Annotated in this window: 19 protein-coding genes; 12 read left to right on the top strand and 7 right to left on the bottom strand. The window is 68.2% G+C overall.

The features are described 5' to 3' along the window. Positions 1 to 49 precede the first annotated feature (49 nt). From ACLBW1_RS09805 to cydC, 5 genes are all read left to right on the top strand, one after another. Positions 50 to 967, top strand: a complete 918-nt coding sequence (locus ACLBW1_RS09805) for an aminodeoxychorismate lyase (RefSeq protein WP_447811639.1) — start codon at positions 50 to 52, stop codon at positions 965 to 967. 134 nt (positions 968 to 1,101) lie between these two features. Next, a complete protein-coding gene (locus tag ACLBW1_RS09800) occupies positions 1,102 to 2,610 on the top strand; it encodes a cytochrome ubiquinol oxidase subunit I (protein WP_447811638.1) in 1,509 nt (502 codons plus the stop codon). Positions 2,611 to 2,619: 9 nt separating this feature from the next. Continuing rightward, on the top strand, positions 2,620 to 3,663 hold the full coding sequence (cydB, locus tag ACLBW1_RS09795; protein WP_447811637.1) for a cytochrome d ubiquinol oxidase subunit II: 1,044 nt from the start codon (positions 2,620 to 2,622) through the stop codon (positions 3,661 to 3,663). Then, positions 3,660 to 5,324 carry a thiol reductant ABC exporter subunit CydD gene (gene cydD, locus ACLBW1_RS09790; RefSeq protein ID WP_447811636.1) on the top strand — a complete coding sequence of 555 codons (1,665 nt, stop codon included), beginning with the start codon at positions 3,660 to 3,662 and terminating at the stop codon, positions 5,322 to 5,324. Before cydB ends, cydD begins: the two co-directional genes overlap by 4 nt. After that, the gene (gene cydC / locus ACLBW1_RS09785; protein WP_447811635.1) at positions 5,317 to 7,074 is read left to right on the top strand and encodes a thiol reductant ABC exporter subunit CydC; all 1,758 of its coding nucleotides are present in this window, start codon (positions 5,317 to 5,319) and stop codon (positions 7,072 to 7,074) included. Before cydD ends, cydC begins: the two co-directional genes overlap by 8 nt. Positions 7,075 to 7,238: 164 nt before the next feature. Here cydC and ACLBW1_RS09780 read toward each other — a convergent pair whose 3' ends face one another. Both ACLBW1_RS09780 and ACLBW1_RS09775 read right to left on the bottom strand, forming a co-directional pair. After that, positions 7,239 to 7,823, bottom strand: a complete 585-nt coding sequence (locus tag ACLBW1_RS09780; protein WP_447811634.1) for a mycothiol transferase — start codon at positions 7,821 to 7,823, stop codon at positions 7,239 to 7,241. A gap of 55 nt (positions 7,824 to 7,878) precedes the next feature. After that, positions 7,879 to 8,559: an FABP family protein gene (locus tag ACLBW1_RS09775; RefSeq protein ID WP_447811633.1), complete on the bottom strand. Its 681-nt coding sequence runs from the start codon at positions 8,557 to 8,559 to the stop codon at positions 7,879 to 7,881. A gap of 183 nt (positions 8,560 to 8,742) precedes the next feature. Between ACLBW1_RS09775 and ACLBW1_RS09770 the strand changes: the two genes are divergently transcribed. Further along, entirely contained in the window at positions 8,743 to 9,108 is a 366-nt protein-coding gene (locus ACLBW1_RS09770) for a nuclear transport factor 2 family protein (protein WP_447811632.1), read from the top strand. Between the two features lie 72 nt (positions 9,109 to 9,180). On the opposite strand, the gene ACLBW1_RS09765 is transcribed toward ACLBW1_RS09770, so the two are convergent. The 3 genes from ACLBW1_RS09765 to ACLBW1_RS09755 form a co-directional block, all read right to left on the bottom strand. Then, positions 9,181 to 9,489 carry a DUF1416 domain-containing protein gene (locus ACLBW1_RS09765; RefSeq protein WP_447811631.1) on the bottom strand — a complete coding sequence of 103 codons (309 nt, stop codon included), beginning with the start codon at positions 9,487 to 9,489 and terminating at the stop codon, positions 9,181 to 9,183. Positions 9,490 to 9,491: 2 nt separating this feature from the next. After that, entirely contained in the window at positions 9,492 to 10,328 is an 837-nt protein-coding gene (locus ACLBW1_RS09760; RefSeq protein ID WP_447811630.1) for a sulfurtransferase, read from the bottom strand. A gap of 245 nt (positions 10,329 to 10,573) precedes the next feature. Beyond that, positions 10,574 to 11,506, bottom strand: a complete 933-nt coding sequence (locus ACLBW1_RS09755) for an LmeA family phospholipid-binding protein (protein WP_447811629.1) — start codon at positions 11,504 to 11,506, stop codon at positions 10,574 to 10,576. A gap of 108 nt (positions 11,507 to 11,614) precedes the next feature. Here ACLBW1_RS09755 and ACLBW1_RS09750 point away from each other — a divergent pair, with 108 nt between their 5' ends. The 6 genes from ACLBW1_RS09750 (at position 11,615) to pstB (ending at position 17,671) form a co-directional block, all read left to right on the top strand. Beyond that, a complete protein-coding gene (locus ACLBW1_RS09750) occupies positions 11,615 to 12,382 on the top strand; it encodes a winged helix-turn-helix transcriptional regulator (RefSeq protein ID WP_447811628.1) in 768 nt (255 codons plus the stop codon). Continuing rightward, positions 12,372 to 13,301 carry a mycothiol synthase gene (mshD, locus tag ACLBW1_RS09745; RefSeq protein WP_447811627.1) on the top strand — a complete coding sequence of 310 codons (930 nt, stop codon included), beginning with the start codon at positions 12,372 to 12,374 and terminating at the stop codon, positions 13,299 to 13,301. The genes ACLBW1_RS09750 and mshD overlap by 11 nt, the downstream gene beginning before the upstream one ends. 309 nt (positions 13,302 to 13,610) lie before the next feature. Beyond that, positions 13,611 to 14,723 (top strand): phosphate ABC transporter substrate-binding protein PstS, encoded by a 1,113-nt coding sequence (pstS, locus tag ACLBW1_RS09740; RefSeq protein ID WP_447811626.1) that lies wholly within the window; start codon positions 13,611 to 13,613, stop codon positions 14,721 to 14,723. A gap of 160 nt (positions 14,724 to 14,883) precedes the next feature. Continuing rightward, positions 14,884 to 15,915: a phosphate ABC transporter permease subunit PstC gene (gene pstC, locus ACLBW1_RS09735; RefSeq protein ID WP_447811625.1), complete on the top strand. Its 1,032-nt coding sequence runs from the start codon at positions 14,884 to 14,886 to the stop codon at positions 15,913 to 15,915. After that, positions 15,912 to 16,811 carry a phosphate ABC transporter permease PstA gene (gene pstA / locus ACLBW1_RS09730; protein ID WP_447811624.1) on the top strand — a complete coding sequence of 300 codons (900 nt, stop codon included), beginning with the start codon at positions 15,912 to 15,914 and terminating at the stop codon, positions 16,809 to 16,811. Before pstC ends, pstA begins: the two co-directional genes overlap by 4 nt. Before the next feature lie 83 nt (positions 16,812 to 16,894). Beyond that, complete coding sequence (gene pstB, locus ACLBW1_RS09725) at positions 16,895 to 17,671, top strand: phosphate ABC transporter ATP-binding protein PstB (protein ID WP_045824265.1); 777 nt, start codon at positions 16,895 to 16,897, stop codon at positions 17,669 to 17,671. A gap of 156 nt (positions 17,672 to 17,827) precedes the next feature. Here the strand turns inward: pstB and phoU are convergent, their stop codons facing one another. Both phoU and ACLBW1_RS09715 read right to left on the bottom strand, forming a co-directional pair. Beyond that, complete coding sequence (phoU, locus tag ACLBW1_RS09720) at positions 17,828 to 18,496, bottom strand: phosphate signaling complex protein PhoU (protein ID WP_045824264.1); 669 nt, start codon at positions 18,494 to 18,496, stop codon at positions 17,828 to 17,830. A gap of 90 nt (positions 18,497 to 18,586) precedes the next feature. After that, a complete protein-coding gene (locus tag ACLBW1_RS09715) occupies positions 18,587 to 20,590 on the bottom strand; it encodes an LCP family glycopolymer transferase (protein WP_447811623.1) in 2,004 nt (667 codons plus the stop codon). Positions 20,591 to 20,667 lie beyond the last annotated feature (77 nt).

Raw genomic sequence — 20,667 nt, 5'->3', positions numbered from 1 at the left:
TGCGGTCGGTCACGTTTCCATCGTACGAGCACCCGCTACTCTGATCGCCATGCCGCATCCGATCCTGGTGACCTACGACGGTGCTGTTCTCGACCCGGACGTGCCCTACCTGCACGCCGACGACCTCGCCGCCGTGCGCGGCGACGGGGTGTTCGAGACCCTGCTGGTCCGGTCGGGTACCGCCCGACTGGTGGGACTGCACCTCGAGCGACTGGCCCGCAGCGCGGCGCTCCTCGATCTGCCCGAGCCCGACGCGGGGAAGTGGCGGTCGGCGATCGCGACCGGCGCACGGGTGTGGGCCGAGGAGAACGGCAAGGACACCGAAGGCCTCATGCGCCTGGTCTACTCGCGTGGTCGTGAGAGCGCGCCGGTGGGTGCGCCGGGACCTCGGGACGGCGTTGAGACGGGCATCAGTCGTGAATCCAACGAGGCGACCGCGTATCTCACCGTCGGTCCGGTGGCCGACCGCGTCGCCTCGGCGCGCGAGAACGGGACGTCGGTGATCACCCTCGACCGCGGGTACTCCATCGACCTTGCCTCCTACGCGCCATGGCAGCTGATCGGCGCGAAGACGCTGAGTTACGCCACGAACATGGCGGCCCAACGGCATGCCGCGGCCCAGGGTGCCGAGGACGTCATCTACGTCAGCAGCGAGGGTGAGGTGCTGGAGAGCCCCCGTTCGACGGTGATCGCGCTCTTCGGCGACACCCTCGTGACGGTCCCGCCGGAGTACGGCATCCTGCACGGCACCACCCAGCAGGCGCTGTTCGCCATCGCCGAGAAGGAGGGTTTCGCCACCGAGACCCGTTCGCTGCGTACCGCCGATCTCATCGCGGCCGACGGTGTGTGGTTGCTGTCGTCGATCACCCTCGCCGCGCGCGTGGTCACCCTCAACGGCTACGACATGCCCGTACCCGCCCGCGCCGCGGAGTTCGCCGCGCTGGTCGATCGCGCGATCGAGGACTGACCTCCGCGCCGGTGATGGGCGCCCGCTGTGGCGCACGAGACACCGCCGGCCTCTCGCTTCTCTGTCCGATTCGGTCTACTTTCGGCGGTAGTACTACGAACAGTAGTAGTGCATGACGACAGCGAGGTCGACCCATGAACGCCCTGGACATCTCTCGTTGGCAGTTCGGGATCACGACCGTCTACCACTTCATCCTCGTGCCGCTCACCATCGGACTCGCGCCGATGATCGCCGTCATGCAGACGGTGTGGACCGTCACCGGCAACGAGCAGTGGTATCGCGCCACCAAGTTCTTCGGGAAGCTCTTCCTCATCAACTTCGCGCTGGGCATCGCGACGGGGATCGTGCAGGAGTTCCAGTTCGGGATGAACTGGAGCGAGTACAGCCGCTACGTCGGTGACGTCTTCGGTGCGCCCCTGGCGCTGGAGGGGCTCGTCGCGTTCTTCCTCGAGTCCACGTTCCTCGGGCTCTGGATCTTCGGGTGGCAGCGACTGCCGAAGAAGGTGCACCTCGCGTGCATCTGGCTCGTGGCGATCGGCGTCAACGCATCGGCGTACTTCATCATCGCGGCGAACTCGTGGATGCAGCACCCTGTCGGGGCCCGTCTCAACCCGGAGACGAAACGACCTGAGCTGACCGACTTCTGGGCGGTCATGACCAACAACACCACGCTCGCCGCCTTCCCCCACGCCGTCGCCGGATCGTTCCTCACCGCGGGCACCTTCGTCGCGGGCATCGGGCTGTGGTGGATGATCCGCAACCGCCGTCGCGCGCAGTCCACCACCGACGTCGAACTCGCCGACGCCCTCGATCGGGACGCCCGCACCCTGTACCGGCCCGTCACCCGTTTCGCGCTGTGGGTGATCGTGGTCTCCGGTGTGGCGCTGGCGATCACCGGTGATGTGCAAGGCAAGCTCATGTTCGAACAGCAGCCCATGAAGATGGCCTCGGCCGAATCGTTGTGCCACACAGAGACCGGCGCCGCGTTCTCCGTCCTCACCATCGGCACGCACAACAACTGCGACTCCATCACCCGCGTGATCGAGCTGCCCAACCTGACGTCGTTCCTCGCCACCAACACCTTCGACGCGACACTGCCCGGTGTCGCCGAGATGCAGCAGCACTACAACGAGACCGTCGGGCCGGGTGACTACCGACCCAACCTGTTCGTCACCTACTGGGCGTTCCGGGCGATGATCGGCTGGGCGGGCGGTTCGGCGCTGCTGGCGCTGGCCGGGCTCTGGTTCACCCGGAAGGGCCGCGTCCCCGACGCGCGCTGGTTGGGCCGCCTCGCGATCGCGGCGATCCCGACTCCGTTCCTGGCCAACAGTTCCGGCTGGGTGTTCACCGAGATGGGGCGCCAACCGTGGGTCGTGGTGCCCAACCCGACCGGCGACCCGGGCATCCACCTCACCGTCGCCCAGGGCGTCTCGGCCAACGGTGTCGGAGCGGTGCTCACCTCACTCATCACGTTCACGGTGATCTACGGCGTCCTCGCCGTGGTGTGGTTCGGGCTCATCCGGCGCTACGTGATCGAGGGACCGCTCGATCACGACGCCCACCCACCGGGCACCGACGACGACACCCACGACGACGATCCCCCGGATCGTGCCGCGTCCGAACGACTCTCGTTCGCCTACTAGGAGATCGACATGACTCTCCCCGAGATCTGGTTCATCGTGATCGCGGTGCTGTTCGCCGGCTACTTCCTGCTCGAGGGGTTCGACTTCGGCGTCGGCATGCTCATGCCGTTCCTCGGACGTCGCCGGGCTGAGACCGCCGTGGAGGCCGACACCCGTCGTCGCGTGCTGCTCAACACCATCGGCCCGGTGTGGGACGGCAACGAGGTGTGGATCATCACCGCCGTCGGCGCGCTGTTCGCCGCGTTCCCCGGGTGGTACGCCACCATGCTCAGCGCGATGTACCTGCCGATGCTGCTGCTGCTCGTAGGCCTCATCGCCCGCGTGGTGGCCATCGAGTGGCGCGGCAAGATCGACGACCCGCGCTGGCGACGGTGGTGCGACGTCGGCATCGGCCTCGGTTCGTGGTTGCCCGCCTTCCTGTGGGGCATTGCGTTGGCGAACCTGTTGCGCGGCTTGCCGATCGGCGCCGACCAGCGCTTCACGGGCAGCGTCGCCGATCTGCTGCACCCCTATGCGCTGCTCGGTGGTCTGGCCACCACCGCGCTGTTCGCCACGCACGGCGCGGTGTTCCTGTCCCTGAAGACCGCGGGCCCCCTGCGTGCGGACGCGATGCGTGCGGCGCGGCGACTCGCCGTACCCGCCGCGGCGATCACCATCGCGTTCGGCCTGTGGACGTGGATCGATCACGGGCACCCGATGGTCGTCGCGGTGCTCGCCCTGGCCGCGCTCGCCACCGTCGCGGCCACCGCGGCCGGTCGTGAGTGGACGGCGTTCGCGACGACCAGCATCACCATCGCCGCCCACGTGGCGATGCTGTTCTCGGCCCTGTGGTCGGCCGTGATCCCCTCGACCCTGGGTTCCGCCTTCGACCTCACCATCGCCAACACCGCCTCGAGCGACTACACGCTCACCGTCATCAGCTGGGCATCACTGGCCGTCCTCCCGGTCGTGATCGGCTACCAGGCCTGGACGTACTGGGTGTTCCGGCAACGCATCTCGACCGCGCACATCCCCGCGCCCATCGGGCTGCCGTTACGCACCCCGGGCCGATGAGCGTCGCACGGAGCGGTCCGATCGACCCGCGGTTGCTCCGCCGGTCGCCCGCCGCGCGCGCCCACATCGCGGTGACGTCGGTGATGGGCATCGTGACCGCCGCGGCCGTCGTCGTCGGTGCGGTCATGATCGCGACGATCCTCGCCGAGGTGGTCACCGACCCCGCGGCGCGGTCGCTGCACGCCCAGTCCGGTCACATCGCGGTGCTCGGGGCGGCATTCGGCATCCGGGTCGCCGCGACCGTCCTCGGCGACCGCCACGCCCACCGGGCGTCGGCGTCGGTCATCGCGCAGCTGCGCGATGCGGCCCTGCGTGCGGTCACCGACCCCGCGCGGACCACGCCGCGCACCCTGCACCGGATGCGGGGTGAACTCATCACCACCCTCGGCGCCGGTCTCGACGCCCTCGGCCCATATCTGACCTCGTTCGTGCCGTCGCTGGTCCTGTCGGTGACGGTCACGCCTGCGGTCATCGTCGTGATGGCCCTGATCGACCCGACCTCGGCCATCATCGTGATCGTCACGCTCCCGCTGATCCCGGTCTTCATGGTCCTCATCGGACTCATGACCCGCGACCGGACCCGCGCCCGTCTCGACGCCACCGCGGCCCAGGGCGCACAGATGCTCGATCTCGTCGCCGGCATCGGGACCCTGCGTGCACTGCACCGGGCGTCGGAGCCGACCGAACGCGTTGCGGCACTGGGGCAACGGAGCCGACGCAGCACGATGGCCGCGCTACGGATCGCGTTCCTCTCCGGCGGCGTGCTGGAGCTGCTGTCGACGTTGTGTGTCGCGCTCGTCGCCGTGGGGGTGGGGTTCCGCCTGGTCTTCGGGGACATGTCGCTGCAGGCGGGTGTCCTCGCGTTGATCCTCGCGCCGGAGGTCTACCTGCCGTTGCGGTCGGTGGGTGCGCAGTTCCACAACTCCGAGGCCGGTCGTGCGGCGGCCGACGACGTTCTCGACCTCATCGACACGCCTGCGAACCACACGACGGCCCAGCGGACGGGAACGACGGCCCAACCGACGGGAACGACGGCCCACTCGGCGGGGGTGGAGTTGCGTGACGTCGGTGTCGTCGACCGCGACGGTTGGGCGCCGCGGCACCTCGACATCCACTGCACGCCCGGCACCGTCACCGTGCTGACCGGACCGAACGGATCGGGGAAGACCACGGCACTGCAGGTGATCGCCGGTCTCATCGAACCCGACGAAGGGGTCGTGTGCGGCGCCGGGACTGCGGCCTGGCTGGCCGAGCCACCGGTGATGATCCCCGGCACGGTGGCGGAGAACCTGGCACTGTTCGGGATCCGATCCGACGACGACATCGCCCGCATCGCCGTCGCAGTCGGCTTCGACACCGTGCTCGCCGACATCGGTGGCCTCGACACGACCATCGGCAACGGCGGTGCCGGGCTCTCGGCGGGACAGCGTCAGCGCCTTGCGTTGACGCGGGTACTGGCGTCGCCGGCACCGGTCCTGTTGCTCGACGAACCGACCGCGCACCTCGACGCGGAGTCCGAGGCCACGGTGATGCGCGCTGTACGTGCCCGAGCGGAGGACGGGGCGACGGTGATCGTGGTGAGCCACCGTCCGGCGGTGCTCGCCGCCGCCGACGTCGTGATCGACCTGGGCGTGGTGGCGAGGGGGCGAGTCGATGCGTGACCCCCTCGTGGAGTCGATGCGCCTGCTCGGCGTCCGACCGCGCCCGGTCGCGTGGTCGCTGTCGCTGGGTGCGGGCGCGTCGCTCAGCGCACTGGCGCTGGCCGCCCTGTCGGCGTGGCTGATCACCCGTGCGTGGCAGATGCCGCCGGTCCTGGCGCTGTCGATCGCGGTGACCTCGGTGCGGGCCCTGGGCATCTCGCGTGCGCTGCTGCGCTACCTCGAACGCCTCGCCACCCACGATCTCGCGCTCGACGCCATGGCCACCGCCCGCGCCCGCATGTTCCGGGCCCTGGCGACTGGCGACGCCGCGCACCCGCTGTCGGTGAAACGCTCCGAGATCGTCGGACGCGCAGGCGACGACGTCGACGAGATCGGCAACGCGCTCATCCGCGGGCTCATCCCCATCGGCGCCGCGGCGGTGACCGGGGTCGCCGCGGTGGCGGTGATGACGCTGGTGTCGCCGTGGGCGGGCCTCGCCACCGGCGTCGCGTGGCTGCTCGTCGCAGTCGCGGCCCCGCGGGCGGCCGCAGCCGGGACCGCACGCTCGGAGGCCGACGACCGTGCCGCGCGCGACGAGTTGCTCGACATCACCGCCACGCTGCTCTGGCACGCACCCGAACTCGAGGTCGCCGGTCGTCGAGAGGAGCTGCTGGCCGATGCCCGCGCCGCGGCGCACCGGGCGACCGCGGCCGCCGACCGGGGCATGCGGGTACAGGCCTGGGCTGCCGGGGTGATGCCCGCGGCGACCGGCGTGAGCGCGGTGATCGCCTGTCTGCTCGGGGTCGGTCTGAGCGGACGCGTCGACGCGACCACGCTCGGCGTCCTGATCCTGCTGCCGCTCAGCGCTTTCGAGGCCGCGAGTGGTCTTCTCGACGCGGCGCGCCAACTGCAACGCAGCCGCGGGGCCGCGCGCCGCGTGCTCGCGCTCCTCGAGGGCACCGGGATCGACGCGACCGCCGACGCGCTCCCGGACGAGAAGGTGGATCCGCGTGCCGCCATGCCGGGTTCGGCGGGTCTCGTCGCCGACCGACTGCGGTGGGGACACGCCGATGCGTCCGCGCTCGGCCCCCTCGATGCCCTGTCGTCGATCGGCGCGGGAGAGCGCATCGCCGTCGTCGGGGCCAGCGGATCGGGCAAGACCGCGTTGCTGCTCACCCTCGCGGGTCTGCTGTCGCCGCGGGGCGGCGAGGTGCACGTGACCGGAGCGGCCGGCCCCGCACACGCGGTGCGCTACTTCGGCGAGGACGCGCACCTGTTCGCGACATCGGTCCGCGAGAACCTGCTGGTGTCGCGCGGCGACGCCGACGACGAGCAGATCGCTGCGGCGCTGGCGTCGGTCGGCCTGGGGGAGTGGGTCGCCGGACTACCCGAGGGACTCGACACCGTGCTCGACGCCGGCGTCGATGCGGTCAGCGCCGGACAACGACGCCGACTGTTGCTCGCCAGGGCTCTGATCAATGCTGCGCCGATCGTGCTGCTCGACGAACCGTGCGAGCACCTCGACCGCGACGAGTCCGACCGCCTGCACCGCGAGCTGCTCGATCGGCGCAGCGGACTCGTCGACCCGCGACGCACCGTGATCGTCGCGACCCACACCCTGCCGGTCGACACCGCGGCCGACCGTGTGATCGATCTCGACCGGTTAATCCGTTGCACAGGATCAGATCCCGGCGTAACTTCGGCTGTACACGAGGAAGGAGGTGGTCTGCAGTTGAATGACATATGGACACGTGAGGTGACCATCAGTTAGGTGGTGTGCTGCCCGGGTTTGCCCAGCGGCGCCGCCGCCCAGCGAATCCACGGTGGTCACCCGGCCCCCGCATCCCTGTCACGTCCTGACAGGCCTCGGCTCGAGAGAGCGGTGCGGGGGTCGTTCCATGTTCGGGGCGTTCCACGTGCTGGGGACGAACGAGGTCAGCTGCGTTCGAAGCTGCGGATCGCGTCGCGGGCCATCGTGGTGGTGGTGCTCTGTCCGTCGATCGCCTCACGGATGAGATCGGCGTGCCCGCTGTGGTGTGCGGTCTCGCGGAACAGGTGCAGCAGGATGCGACGCACCGTGTGGTGCTGACGCACCGGTGCCCACGGCGCGGTCGGGATCGGGATCAGGGCGTCGAGATCGGCGACGGTCGCGATGAACTCGTCGGTGAGCTGCGCCTGCTCCCGGTATGCCTCCACCCAGTCGGCGAAGGTGTCGTCGTCGGTGAGGCGGTAGGCGTCGGCGGCGGCGTCGACATTGAACTCGGCGTCGGGGTCGGCCTCGGTCACGGTGGTGATCCAGTACTGCTCGAGGATCGTGAGGTGTTTGACGAGGCCGCCGAGGGTGAGTTCACCGACGGCGGCGGCACGCCGGGCGTCGGCATCGGAGACGCCGTCGATCGCGATCAGGAAATTGGTGCGTTGGTCGCCGTAGATCTCGATGAGCGTTTCTCGCTCTCCCGGGATGTTGGCGCTGGCGATCATCATGGGGAACAGCTTCGCACCGGTCGCCCCCTCGCGCATCCATCCATGGTCGGACACGCGGGCAGATGCACGTAGTCGCTGCGTATCTTCGCTCTCAACCGATGTGGCGACTCAGCTTCGCCGACAGCCGGGGCACGAGGTCGCCGTCGGCGTCGACCCGCTCCTCGACGTATGCGAGGTCACCGTCGTCGACGAGACCGTAGAGCCGCTTCGCGCCGCCGATCTTCAAGCCGTTCTCGGTGCCCGACGCGGAGGTGATGACGACGTCGGTGACGAGCTCCCACGAGGTCTGGTTCAGCGGCTTGCCGTAGAACAGTTCGATCCACCCCTCGGCGTGGGTGAGCAGGAACTCGATGGTCTCGTCGGAGTCGGGTCCGCTGATGCGCCAGTAGCCGGTCTCGCGCAGACCGGGTTCGAGGTAACGGGCGTCGGGGTCGACGATCCACGACCGCGACTCCCACATGAGGAAGTTCTCGCCGCTGTGGCTGATGGTGATCTGCTGGCCGAAGTGGAAGTCACCGTGGACGGGGTCGTTGCCCTCACCGAGACCGCGCCACACACCCACCAGCGGGAGCAGGCCGAGCAGTCCGGGATGCAGATCGGGACCCTGGCGCAGGTTCGCGGTGTCCTCGGGCAGGGGCAGTCCGGGCAGGGTGGAGATGTTCTTGTCGGCGGTGCGGGCCGCGCGTTCCTCGGCGTGCGCTATCGCCTCGTTGCCCGCGACAGTGCTCTTGCCGGGCTCGTCAGGAGTGGGTTCGGGGGCGCCCGAGGTCACGACTCGTCGTTGATCAGGCGGTACAGGGTGTACAGGCCGAACCAGACGATCGCGATCGTCGCCAGAACCAGGAGTATCTCGAAGAAGATGACCACGACGTCGATTCTACGACGGTGGCCGGACCACCCGATGTGTCGGCCCCACCCGGTAGCTTCACCCCATGGCGCGAACGAACCGCTCGACGTGACCGCAAAGACCCAGATCGCCGACGTGATGCGTCGCAATGTGCTCGAGGTGTTCAACACCACCGACGACAGCGCGCGGCGGCGTCTGATCGAGCAGCTGTATCAGCCGGACGCCGGCTTTCACGATGCCGAGGGCTCGGTGACCGGCCACGATGCGATCGACGCCAAGGTGCGGTCGTTGCAGCAGGACGCCCCAGGGCTGAGCTTCAGCGTGACGGTCGAGCCCGCTGTGGTCGAAGACCTCGGTCGAATCTCGTGGGCGCTCGCACCCGAAGGTGCATCACCGGTGGTGAGCGGCATGGATGTCGGACTGGTGCGCGACGGCCGCCTCACCGCGCTCTACACCTTCGTCGACCCGCGCTGAGACCCCGCTCGACAGCGATGCCCTCACCGCCGCGGCGGTGAGGGCATCGGGCGTGCCATCGATCAGATCAGATCAGCTCGCGGCGATCGTCACGTCCTGATCGAAGATGCCGGTGCCGTCGGGGCTGATGGTGGCCTCGCCGTTGCCCTGCGACGAGAGCGCGCGCAGCGTCCAGGTGCCCGGCGCGGCGAAGAACCGGAAATCGCCGGTCCCGCTGGAGACGACCTCGGCGGTGAACTCACCGGTGCCGTCGAGCAGGCGCACATAGGCGCCACCCACGGGCGATCCGTCGGAGCCGAGGACCTGACCGGTGATCACGGTCTCCTTCTCGACGTCGACGCCGGCCGGCAGCTTCTGACCCTGTTTCGGTGCGGAACACATGCTTACTGCTCTCCCAGCTCGATCGGGGCGCCGACCAGCGAGCCGTACTCGGTCCAGCTGCCGTCGTAGTTCTTCACGTTGTCGTAGCCCAGCAGCTGGGTCAGCGCGAACCAGCTGTGCGACGAGCGCTCGCCGATGCGGCAGTACGCGATGGTGCCCTTGGCCGGGTCGATGCCGACACCGTCGTACAGCTCCTTCAGTTCCTCGTCGGACTTGAAGGTGCCGTCCTCGTTCGCGGCCTTGCTCCACGGCACGTTGACCGCTCCGGGGATGTGTCCGGGACGCTGGCTCTGCTCCTGCGGGAGGTGGGCCGGCGCGAGGATCTTGCCGGAGTACTCATCAGGCGAACGGATGTCGAGGAGGTTCTTGGTGCCGATGGCGTCGAGCACCTCGTCACGGAAGGCGCGGATCGACAGATCGGGAGCCTCGGCCTTGTACGAGGTCGCCTCGCGCGAGACGGCGTCGGTGCTCAGCGGGCGGCCGTCGAGCTCCCACTTCTTGCGCCCACCGTCGAGCAGGCGAACGTCCTTGTGCCCGTACAGCTTGAAGTACCAGAACGCGTACGCGGCGAACCAGTTGTTGTTGCCGCCGTAGAGGATCACGGTGTCGTCGTTGGCGACGCCGCGCGCCGACAGCAGGTCGGAGAACTGCTCCTGGTTCAGGAAGTCGCGACGGACCTGATCCTGCAGGTCGGCCTTCCAGTCGAGCTTGATCGCGCCGGCGATGTGGCCGCCGTCGTAGGCGGTGGCGTCCTCGTCGACCTCGATGAAGACGGTCTTGTCGGCGGTCAGGTTCTGCTCAGCCCAGTCGGCGCTGACCAGGACATCGGAGCGAGCCATGGTGTTCCTTTCGTGGTGGGTACGTGATGAGGGGTCGCAGCGCGCGGGTAAACAGAGAAGAAGGCGCGCGGCGGGGAGGAGCGAATGCGGACGCGAGCAGGCCGGGAGACGCGCGGGGCGCGACGGACCCGACTATCGACAGCGGCAGGTGGCGAATCGACAGAAGTCGATCGCCCGGCGGCGGGTGAGCAAGAACTCACGACGCGTCAGCATGGGCTGAGGGTAACAAAGGCCGGGCCCACGACTCACCGGCGGAACATCCAGTAGACCTGTGACGCGTTGAGGAACAGCATCGGAGCGAACACCTGCGGGTGTGCGGTGCCCTCGATCATCAGGTCGCTGCCGCTGCTGCGTGCGGACCCGGGCTCCGCGCCCCAGGCCATCGGGAGCCTGGGCAGAGTGGCGGTGAACCGGGCGAGAACGCCCTCCCGCTCGGCGGGCGCCACCACGGTGTCGGAGTGTTCCTCGGGTCCGTCGTAGAACCCGGTCGCCTGCAGGTGCAGCAACCCTCGACGGATCGACAGGTCGACGTTCACGCTGACCTTCACCCGGCGATCGTCCACCGATGCTGTGGCGACGGTACCGGTCAGAAGGATTCCGGTCGTGCGGGAAAGCAGCCCGTCCTGAGGGCCACCGCCGCCCGCCTTCCCGCGGGGCGCGGGGGTGTTGATCGTGAGGTCGTCGATACCGAGGAAGCGGCCGACGGCCACGGAATCCAGGGTCGTTGACGCGCTGGCCGACCCCACACTCAGCCCCTGTCCACGCGGAAACGGGTTCGTGAGAGAACGCGGCCCACCCACCCGTACGTCTCTGAGGCGCGAGCGCACGTCCACGTGACACGGATCGTCGCCGTCGCACGAGCGAGCCATGCGGGGCTGTCTGCTGCCGCCGAAAGTGGTCGTGCCGGTCGCGTCCACAGCCCGTGCGGTGATACCGATGGCGGAGTAGTGGCCGTCGAGGATCGACCGGGTGGCGGGGAAGCCGGAGATAGTCACCTCGGGCTCGTACCGGAGGCCGGGGGACTCCCCGTCGGAGGTGGTCGATTCCATCAGCGCGCGCGCAAAACTGCGTTCGGCGTTCATGGCGAATGCGGTGTCGACGGCGAGCGCACCGACCACGAGTACGACGAGCGCAACCGCCAGACAGACGAGCGCCTTGCGCATCACGGTCCCCCGCATCAACGGCTGATCACAGGCTGCCGCCTGTTTGCGGTTATTCTGTCATCTGACTCGCACACGCCCGTAAAGCGGCGTACACATCTGAACTCGTCCAGATCGGAGCGTGGAGTGGATCTCCTGCTGCTGACCGCCGATCCCACCCCGGAAGCCGTGCTGCCGTCGTTGTCGCTGTTGGCACACACCGTCCGTGTGGTGCCGACCGAGGTCTCGTCGTTGATGGAGGCCGGCAACGCCGATGTCGCCATCGTCGACGCGCGAACCGATCTGGCCGCTGCGCGGGGGCTGTGTCGGCTCCTGGGAAGCACGGGCTCATCGGTCCCGGTGGTGGCGGTGCTCACCGAGGGTGGGCTCGTCGCGGTGAACGCGGAGTGGGGCCTCGACGAATTCCTCCTGCCGGGAACCGGTCCGGCCGAGCTCGACACACGCCTGCGCCTGCTGGTGATGCGTACGCGCGGTGTGGCGGCCGAGGAGTCGAGTGGCAAGGTGTCGCTCGGTGAACTCGTCATCGACGAGGGCACCTACACCGCGCGGCTGCGCGGTCGCCCCCTCGACCTGACCTACAAGGAATTCGAGCTCCTCAAGTACCTCGCACAGAACGCCGGCCGCGTGTTCACCAGAGCGCAACTGCTGCAAGAGGTCTGGGGTTACGACTTCTTCGGTGGCACACGGACGGTCGACGTGCACGTGCGTCGTCTCCGCGCCAAGCTCGGCACCGAACACGAGTCGCTGATCGGCACCGTCCGCAACGTCGGGTACAAGGCGGTACGCCCCAGCAGCCGCGGTCGCGGCGAGGCCGCCGATGACGCCGACGACCTCGAGAACATCACCGATGACACCGATCTCGACGATCAGGAGCTCGCCCCCAATGGTGGCTGAGGTGCGAGTGGCGGTCATCCGCGAAGCGCTCGACGACGAGACCGCCCGCGCCGCAGACGAACTCGTTGCGAATGCGGAGACGACCGACGGTGTCGCGGGTCTGTCGGAGCAGGCGGTCGCCGCCATCGTCTCCGATCGCGTGACCCACGTGGTCGCCCGTCGTGGCGACCTGCTCGTCGGCTACGCGAACATCCTCCCGGGGCGCGACAGCGAGCCCGCGATGATCGAGGCCGTCGTCGACCCCGGGGCCCGCGGTCAGGGGACCGGCCGCACGCTCGTCTCCACCGCGCTCGACGAGGCCGGTCCGAGCGCTCGCATCTGGGCGCACGGGGACCTGCCGGCCGCGAAGGCGGTGGCCCGGTCCCACGGACTCGCGCCGCTGCGTGAACTGCTCTCGATGCGACGCCCACTCGGCGATCCGGCAAATTCGTTGCCGCCGTTGACCGTTCCCGACGACCTCGTGCTGCGGACCTACGCCGGCCCCGACGACGACACCGAGATCCTGCGCGTGAACAACGCCGCGTTCGACTGGCACCCCGAACAGGGCGGCTGGTCGATCGACGAGATCACCGCGCGCACCGGTTCGGACTGGTTCGATCCGGAGGGCCTGTTCCTCGTGTTCGACCACGCCGATCCCGACACCCTGCTCGGTTTCCACTGGACGAAGGTGCACCCCGCTACAGACACCGAGCCCAGCATCGGCGAGGTCTACATCGTCGGTGTCGACACGGGGACCCAGGGGCGTGGGCTCGGGAAGCTGCTCACCCTGGCCGGTCTGATCCACCTCGAAGAGCGTCGACTGCCGACGGTGGAGCTCTACGTCGAGGGCGACAACGTCGCCGCGCTGCACACCTACGAGAAGCTGGGCTTCTCCCGGCATTCGATCGACGTCGCCTACGGGCGTCCGAACGACGCCTGAGTCGCCCGTTTCGCCACGTGTGTGTGGCCTCTCTCACGTGACGTGTCACAACCCGGAAAACAGTTCCCCACCTCGGCTAATGACTTACGCCGGGCGTTCGCGCGGTGACCATGTCGACCGGTGATGTATTCACCGTCCGTTCACCCACCGTCGGCTGCTCGTCCACCACCGGGCCCTAGCTTTCCAGATGACCGCAGCATTCGACGCGGGTCGACTCGACGGGTTCGAGTGCGGAGCGGTTGCACCGTGCGCGCGGACATCCCTCGGGGAGCCACACACATCTGTCACATCACAACGGAGGACCCTGGAGTGAAATTCAATCGGAGCTCGGCAGTTCGCAGCAGCAGCGCGGCCGTCGGCATCGCGGTCGCGGCCACGCTGACCCTGTCGGCGTGCAGCGGAGGCGGCAGCGATTCGGGCAGCGGCGACGCCAGCTCGGACAACAGCTTCAGTGGCCAGTCGGTGAGCGGCGAGGGATCGACCGCTCAGCAGAAGGCCGTCGAGAAGTTCCAGGACGTGCTCGCCTCCAACGGCGGCATCGTCCTCAACTACACCGGCAGCGGTTCCGGTGACGGCGTGAAGAAGTTCATCAGCGGCGATGTCGACTTCGCGGGCTCCGACTCCGCGCTGAAGACCGACGAGGCCGCCTCGGCCAAGACCCGCTGCGCCGGCAACGACGCATGGCACATCCCGCTCGTCGCGGGCCCGGTCTCGATCGCCTACAACCTCGACGGCGTCGACGACCTGATCCTCAACCCGAGCACCCTGGCGAAGATCTTCGACTCGAAGATCACCACCTGGAACGACCCGGCCATCGCCGCGCTCAACCCGGGCAAGAGCCTCCCCTCGGAGAAGATCGTCCCGGTCCACCGCAGCGACAGCTCGGGCACCACCGACAACTTCCAGCGCTTCCTCGGCGACACCGCCAAGGCGGACTGGCCCTACGCCCACGACAAGACCTTCAAGGGTCAGGGTGGCTCGGCCGCGGCCAAGTCGACCGGCGTCGGCGACACCGTGAAGAAGACCCCGGGTTCGGTCACCTACGTCGAGTGGGGCTTCGCCGAGCAGAACAAGCTCAGCCTGGCGCAGCTCGACTTCGGTTCGGGTGCCACCAAGCTCGACGCCGACACCGCCGGCAAGGCGCTGGAGAGCGTGCAGTTCAAGACCCCGGGTTCGAAGGACCTGCAGGTCGACACCGACAAGCTGTTCGCGACCAACACCGCGGGCGCGTGGCCGCTGCTGCTGACGACCTACGAGATCGTCTGCTCGAAGGGCTACACCGGCAACAAGGGCGCCATCCTCAAGTCGGCGTTCACCACCATCCTGAACAACGGTCAGGAAGGCCTGTCCGACGCGGGCTACGTCGCACTGCCCGACAGCTACAAGAACACCCTGCTGGGAACGGTCAACGCGCTGAGCTGACCGCTGCCACGCCCGATCGGGCCGGCATCGATGAACCCGGTGTCGCGGGGCCGCGCAATTGCGGCCCCGCGACGTTGGTTGAGAGACTTGGGAGACATTGCTCATGACCGAAGTGCACGGCGAACTGCGCGCCGGCCAGACGGCTGATTCAGAAGGATCCATGACCTCCTCGCTCAGCGGCCCGGACCCGATGGCCGGAACGATTCCCGGTCCCACACCCACCGGCGACAACGCCGACAAGTCCGGATCGGGCAGCGCGGGCACCGTCACCCGTCTCGGCGACCAGATCTTCCGCACGCTCTCTGTCGGTTCGGGCATCTTCATCTCGGTGCTCATCGCCCTGATCGCGGTGTTCCTCGTCATCCAGGCCGTGCCGGCGCTGCTGAAGAACTCCGAGAACTTCTTCACCTACTCCGGTGACTGGGTCACCTCGGGTGACACCCTGCAGTTCGGCATCCTCAACCTGCTCTACGCCACCGTCGTGGTGTCGGTGATCGCGCTGATCCTGGCCATGCCGATCGCACTGGGCATCTCGATCTTCCTCACGCAGTACGCTCCGCGCCGTCTCGTCAGCCCCATCACCTACCTGGTCGACCTGCTCGCCGCCGTGCCGTCGATCGTCTACGGCCTCTGGGGCATCCTCGTCCTCGGTCCCGCGCTGGTCCCGCTCGACAAGTGGCTGGTGAACAACCTGTCGTTCCTGCCGTTCTTCCAGGAGCCGACGCAGGTGTCGAACCTGTCGACCGGCGGCACCCTGCTGACCGCGGGCATCGTGCTCGCCGTGATGATCCTGCCGATCATCACCGCGGTCACCCGCGAGGTCTTCGTGCAGACCCCCATGGGTCACCGCGAGGCGGCGCTGGCCCTCGGCGCCACCAAGTGGGAGGTCGTGCGGGTCTCGGTCTTGCCGTTCGGCTTCTCCGGCTACATCAGTGGCTCGATGCTCGGCCTCGGTCGTGCGCTCGGCGAGACCATGGCGCTGCTGCTGATCATCTCGACCGCCGGTCCGCTGAACTTCAACCTGATGGAGAGCGGTGAGACGTTCGCCACCAAGATCGCGAACAATGCCGCCGAGTTCGACTCGCCCATCAAGACCGGCGCCTACATCTCGGCCGGCCTCACCCTGTTCGTGCTGACCTTCATCGTCAACGCCGCGGCCCGCTCGGTCGTCGCAGGAAAGGCGAAGTCATGACCGCCACCCTCGAGAGTCCCAGCGTCGGCCCGGTCAAGCGGGACCCGTCGGGCTTCACCCCCGTCATCGCCCGCCGCAAGGTCACCGACAAACTGGCCCTGGTGCTGGTGTCGACCGCACTGCTGATCGCGCTCGCGCCGCTGGTGTGGCTGCTGGTCACCCTGATCGTCCGCGGCATCAGCCCGATCCTGTCGGCTGAGTGGTGGCAGTTCGACGAGCTGCACGGCGGCGCCTTCAACGCCATCGTCGGCACCCTGCAGCAGACCCTGCTCGCCGCGGTCATCTCCATCCCGGTCGGCATCTTCGTCGCGATCTACCTCGTGGAGTACGGCAACAAGTCGCTGCTGGCCCGCTTCACCACCTTCATGGTCGACATCCTCTCCGGTGTCCCGTCGATCGTCGCGGCGCTGTTCATCTACGCCGTGTGGCGCACCACTTTGGGCCTGCCCCGGTCGGGTTTCGTGGTGGCGCTCGCCCTGGTGCTGCTGATGATCCCGATCGTGGTGCGCTCCACCGAGGAGATGCTCAAGATCGTCCCGCAGGATCTGCGCGAGGCGAGCTACGCACTCGGCGTCCCGAAGTGGCGCACCATCGTCAGCATCGTGCTGCCGACGGCGCTGTCGGGCATCGTCACCGGCGTCATGCTCGCCGTGGCCCGCGTGATGGGTGAATCCGCCCCGGTGCTGATCCTGGTCGGCTCGACGAGAGCGATCAACAACAACCCGTTCGAGGGCAACCAGCAGTCACTGCCCCTGATGATGGTGCAGCAGTACAACAACGGCCCCGACGCGCTCGACAAGGTGTGGGGTGCCGCGCTCACCCTCGTGCTCATCGTCGCGGTGATCTACTTCGGCGCCAAGCTGGTCTCGCGCCTGTTCGCCCCCAAGAAGGCGTGACAGTACAGAAGGCCTGAGGCGTTCGCGCCGGACCATCAACGCCCACACAGACATTCGCACGACCGGAAACGAAAGAGCCCGACATGGCAAAGCGTCTCGACATCAAAGACCTGAACATCTACTACAGCGCGTTTCACGCGGTGAAGGACGTCTCGCTCGAGGTGCCGCCGCGCTGCATCACCGCCTTCATCGGCCCCTCTGGCTGCGGCAAGTCCACCGTTCTTCGGACACTGAACCGCATGCACGAGGTGACCCCTGGCGCCCGCGTAGAGGGCAAGGTGCTGCTCGACGGCGAGGACATCTACGGCCGTTCGGTCGATCCGGTGAGCGTGCGCTCCACCATCGGCATGGTGTTCCAGCGCCCGAACCCGTTCCCCACCATGTCGATCCGCGACAACGTCGTGGCCGGCCTGAAGCTGCAGGGCATGCGCAACAAGAAGGAGCTCGACGAGGTCGCCGAGCGCAGCCTGCGCGGCGCGAACCTGTGGGAAGAGGTCAAGGACCGCCTGGGCAAGCCCGGCGGCGGCCTCTCCGGCGGTCAGCAGCAGCGTCTGTGCATCGCGCGCGCCATCGCCGTGTCGCCCGAGGTGCTGCTGATGGACGAGCCGTGTTCGGCCCTCGACCCTATCTCCACCCTCGCGATCGAGGACCTCATCACCGAGCTGAAGAAGGACTACACGATCGTCATCGTCACCCACAACATGCAGCAGGCTGCACGTGTGAGCGACCAGACGGCGTTCTTCAACCTCGCCGGCGTCGGCCAGGCCGGACAGCTCATCGAGATCAACGACACCGAGACCATGTTCTCCAACCCCGAGCAGAAGGCCACGGAGGATTACATCTCCGGCCGCTTCGGCTGAGCCGACAGGTTCGACGACAAAGCCCCGGCCTCCTCGCGGAGGACCGGGGCTTTGGCACGTTCGGAGTGCAGTTTCGGCACAGTCGGCGGAAAGAACGGCACGCTCGGCGGAGATCCGCCGAGCGTGCCGAAAAACTATGTCGAGCGTGCCATCACGTCAGTGCGGCTGTGCCTCGACGAACTGCTCGGGGGTCTTGCCGGTCGACTGGAACACGACGCGACGACCGATGAGCACGGCGTGGTCGGCGAAACGCTCGTAGTAGCGGCCCAGCAGGGTGACGTCGACGGCCGCGGCGACTCCGTGCTTCCAGTCGCGGTCCATGAGGACCGTGAAGAGGTGACGGTGCAGGTCGTCCATGGCGTCGTCGTCACTCTGCAGGCGCAGGGCGTCGGTCGGCTCCTGGCTGTTGAGCACCTCGCGGGCCGAGAGCGCCATCTGCACGGCGAGGCGACCCATCTCGGCGAAGTAGCCGTTCACCTCTTCGGGCAGCGCCTTGCTCGGGTGGCGACGACGCGCGACCTTCGCGACATGCAGGGCGAGGGCGCCCATGCGGTCGACGTCGGCGACGATCTGGAACCCGGACACGATGGCCCGCAGGTCACCGGCGACCGGTGCCTGCAGCGCGAGCAGGGCGAACGCCTGCTCCTCGGCCTGTGCGGAGAGCCGCACGATCTGTTCGTGATCGGAGATGACCGATTCGGCGACCGCCAGGTCAGCCTGGAGAAGTGCCTGGGTGGCGCGCTCCATGGCGACGCCGGCGAGCTCTGACATGTGACCGAGGATGCCGTTCAGTTCGGCCATCTGCTCGTGGTACGCGTTACGCATGCGCCAAGGGTACTGGCAGACGCCGATCGGACGGTTGTCTCGCGGTGAACGCGTGGTGAACGCGCAGGAAGATCGAGGGTTCCGGCCCGGTCAGCCGCTGCAGGACGTGTCGGCGGCGTTGGTCACCGACAGGTCGCTGGGGAGGTCGACGGCCTCGTCGGATCGTGGGTTCTCGGTCACCTGCAACGATTCGCCCGCGGTGGGGACCGCGCCGATCTCGCCGGGGTAGTCGCTGCCCAGGAGGACCTCGACGCCGGACTTCACGGTCCGGTCCGACTGGATCACGGCGCCGGTGATCATCGAGGCGACCGTGGCGGCCGCGGCCTGCTGACCGGGGCCGTAGCGCACCACGGTCTGCGTCTGGTTTTCCGAGGCGTCGGCCACGCCTCGCACGTCGAAGCCGAGCTGCGACATCTGATCCGACACCCGCGTGGCGAGCCCGCTGGTACCGGTGCCGTTCAGCACCCGCACACCCACCGCCGACGGCGACAGCGCCGAGGCGGTGATGACTTTCGGGGCCGCGGGCGGCGTGCTCGGAGCAGTCGACGACGGCGCCTTCGTCGACGAGGACGACGGGGCGGCCGCCTTCTGCTCGCCGGGCAGCGGGTCGTCGTTGATGATGGCGTCGAAGATCGCGTTGATGTCGTCGGTGCGCGGGATCTCGTTGTTCGATCCGTCGGTGGTGGTGCCCGAGGTCGGGATGGTCAGGAACGTCACGCGACCGGCCTGCAGACCCTCGAGGGACTGCGCGAGGTTCACGAGGCTGTCGGTGTCGATGCCGTCGACGTAGCTGTACTTGGTGAAGGTGTTGATGATCCCGTTGAGTCGCGACGGATTCGACAGCACCTGACCGGAGAGCATGCCGCGCAGCAACGCCGACATGAACAGCTGTTGGCGCTTGATGCGGCCGTAGTCGCCGTTGCCCTCGGTGTCGACGGTGCGCGCGCGCACGTAGTTCAGTGCCCGCTGACCCTTCACCGTCTGCTTGCCCGGACGCGACAGGATCTGGCCGAGCTCGTAATCGTAGAGCGGCGTGGGGGAACACACCTGGACGCCGCCGAGCTTGTTCACCACCTGCTCGAACCCGAAGAAGTCCATCGCGATGAAGTGGTTGATGTTGAGGCCCGAGAGCTGCTGGATCACCTTCACCGCGCACTTGGGGCCACCATCGCCGTAGGCGGTGTTGAGTTTGGCTCCGGTCTCGGCGGGGACGATCGTGTTCGGGTCGTAGGTGGCTGTGTTGTTGTCCCAGCTCTCGCAGTCGGGCCGGTCGATCTGCAGGTCACGCGGGAACGAGACCGCCACCACGCGACTGCGGTTGGCCGGGACGTTGACGAGGATGACGGTGTCCGAGCGCGCGCCCTCGGCGTCGGCGGTGGTGCCGGCCCCGACTTTGCCGTTGTTCCCCACGCGGGTGTCTGTGCCGACGATCAGGTATGTCTGGTCGCCGTACTGGGCGCCCTTGTTGCGGATGTTCTTGTCGTTGCCGTCGACGGCCTCGACGGTCTGGAAGCCACCGTTGGTGACCCTGAGGTATCCCCACACGGTGCCGGTCCCCACCAGGGCCAACACCGCGCCGACCACGATCACCACGCGCGCGGCCGTCCGGGCGGTGCGGACACGACCGCTGCGTTTGGCGGCTTTGGCCACCCGGTCGTGGCGCGGTGGCAGGACCTCGGGTGCCGCGGCGGCACGTGGGGTGCTCAGGCGGGGGCGAGCAGGTGGGGCGGGGGTGTCGTCGACAACCGTCGGGATGCTCTCGGTGCGGTCGTCGTCGGTCTCGCCGGTGGGCCCAGCAGGAGTGGACGCAGGGGGAGTGGGCGCCGGAGGTGTGGGTGCGGGAGGAGTGGTCTTGGGCGAGGGTTGCCCGGACGAGGGTTGCGCAGACGCGTCGTTCATCTGCGCGAGCAGTTCGGCGACGGTCAGACGGCCGGCGGCTGCCCGGCGCAGGCGTTCCCGGTCGGAGGGCTCGCGCAGTACGTCGTCAGACGGCTGGTCGAGGCGGCGTCGGATGTCGTCGCGACGGGAGCCGGGGGCGGGGCGACGCGAAGGATCACCCGGATCTGTTGATCCGGGAGTGGGGTCGTCGCTCACCGGACTCCTCTGCCGTTATGGGAACGTGACCGATGGTACGTGCCGCTACGGCCGGATGAACATGTCATGGATTCCGG

Source organism: Williamsia sp. M5A3_1d, from assembly GCF_053345315.1.
This window is presented reverse-complemented; position numbering and strand designations above follow the sequence as displayed.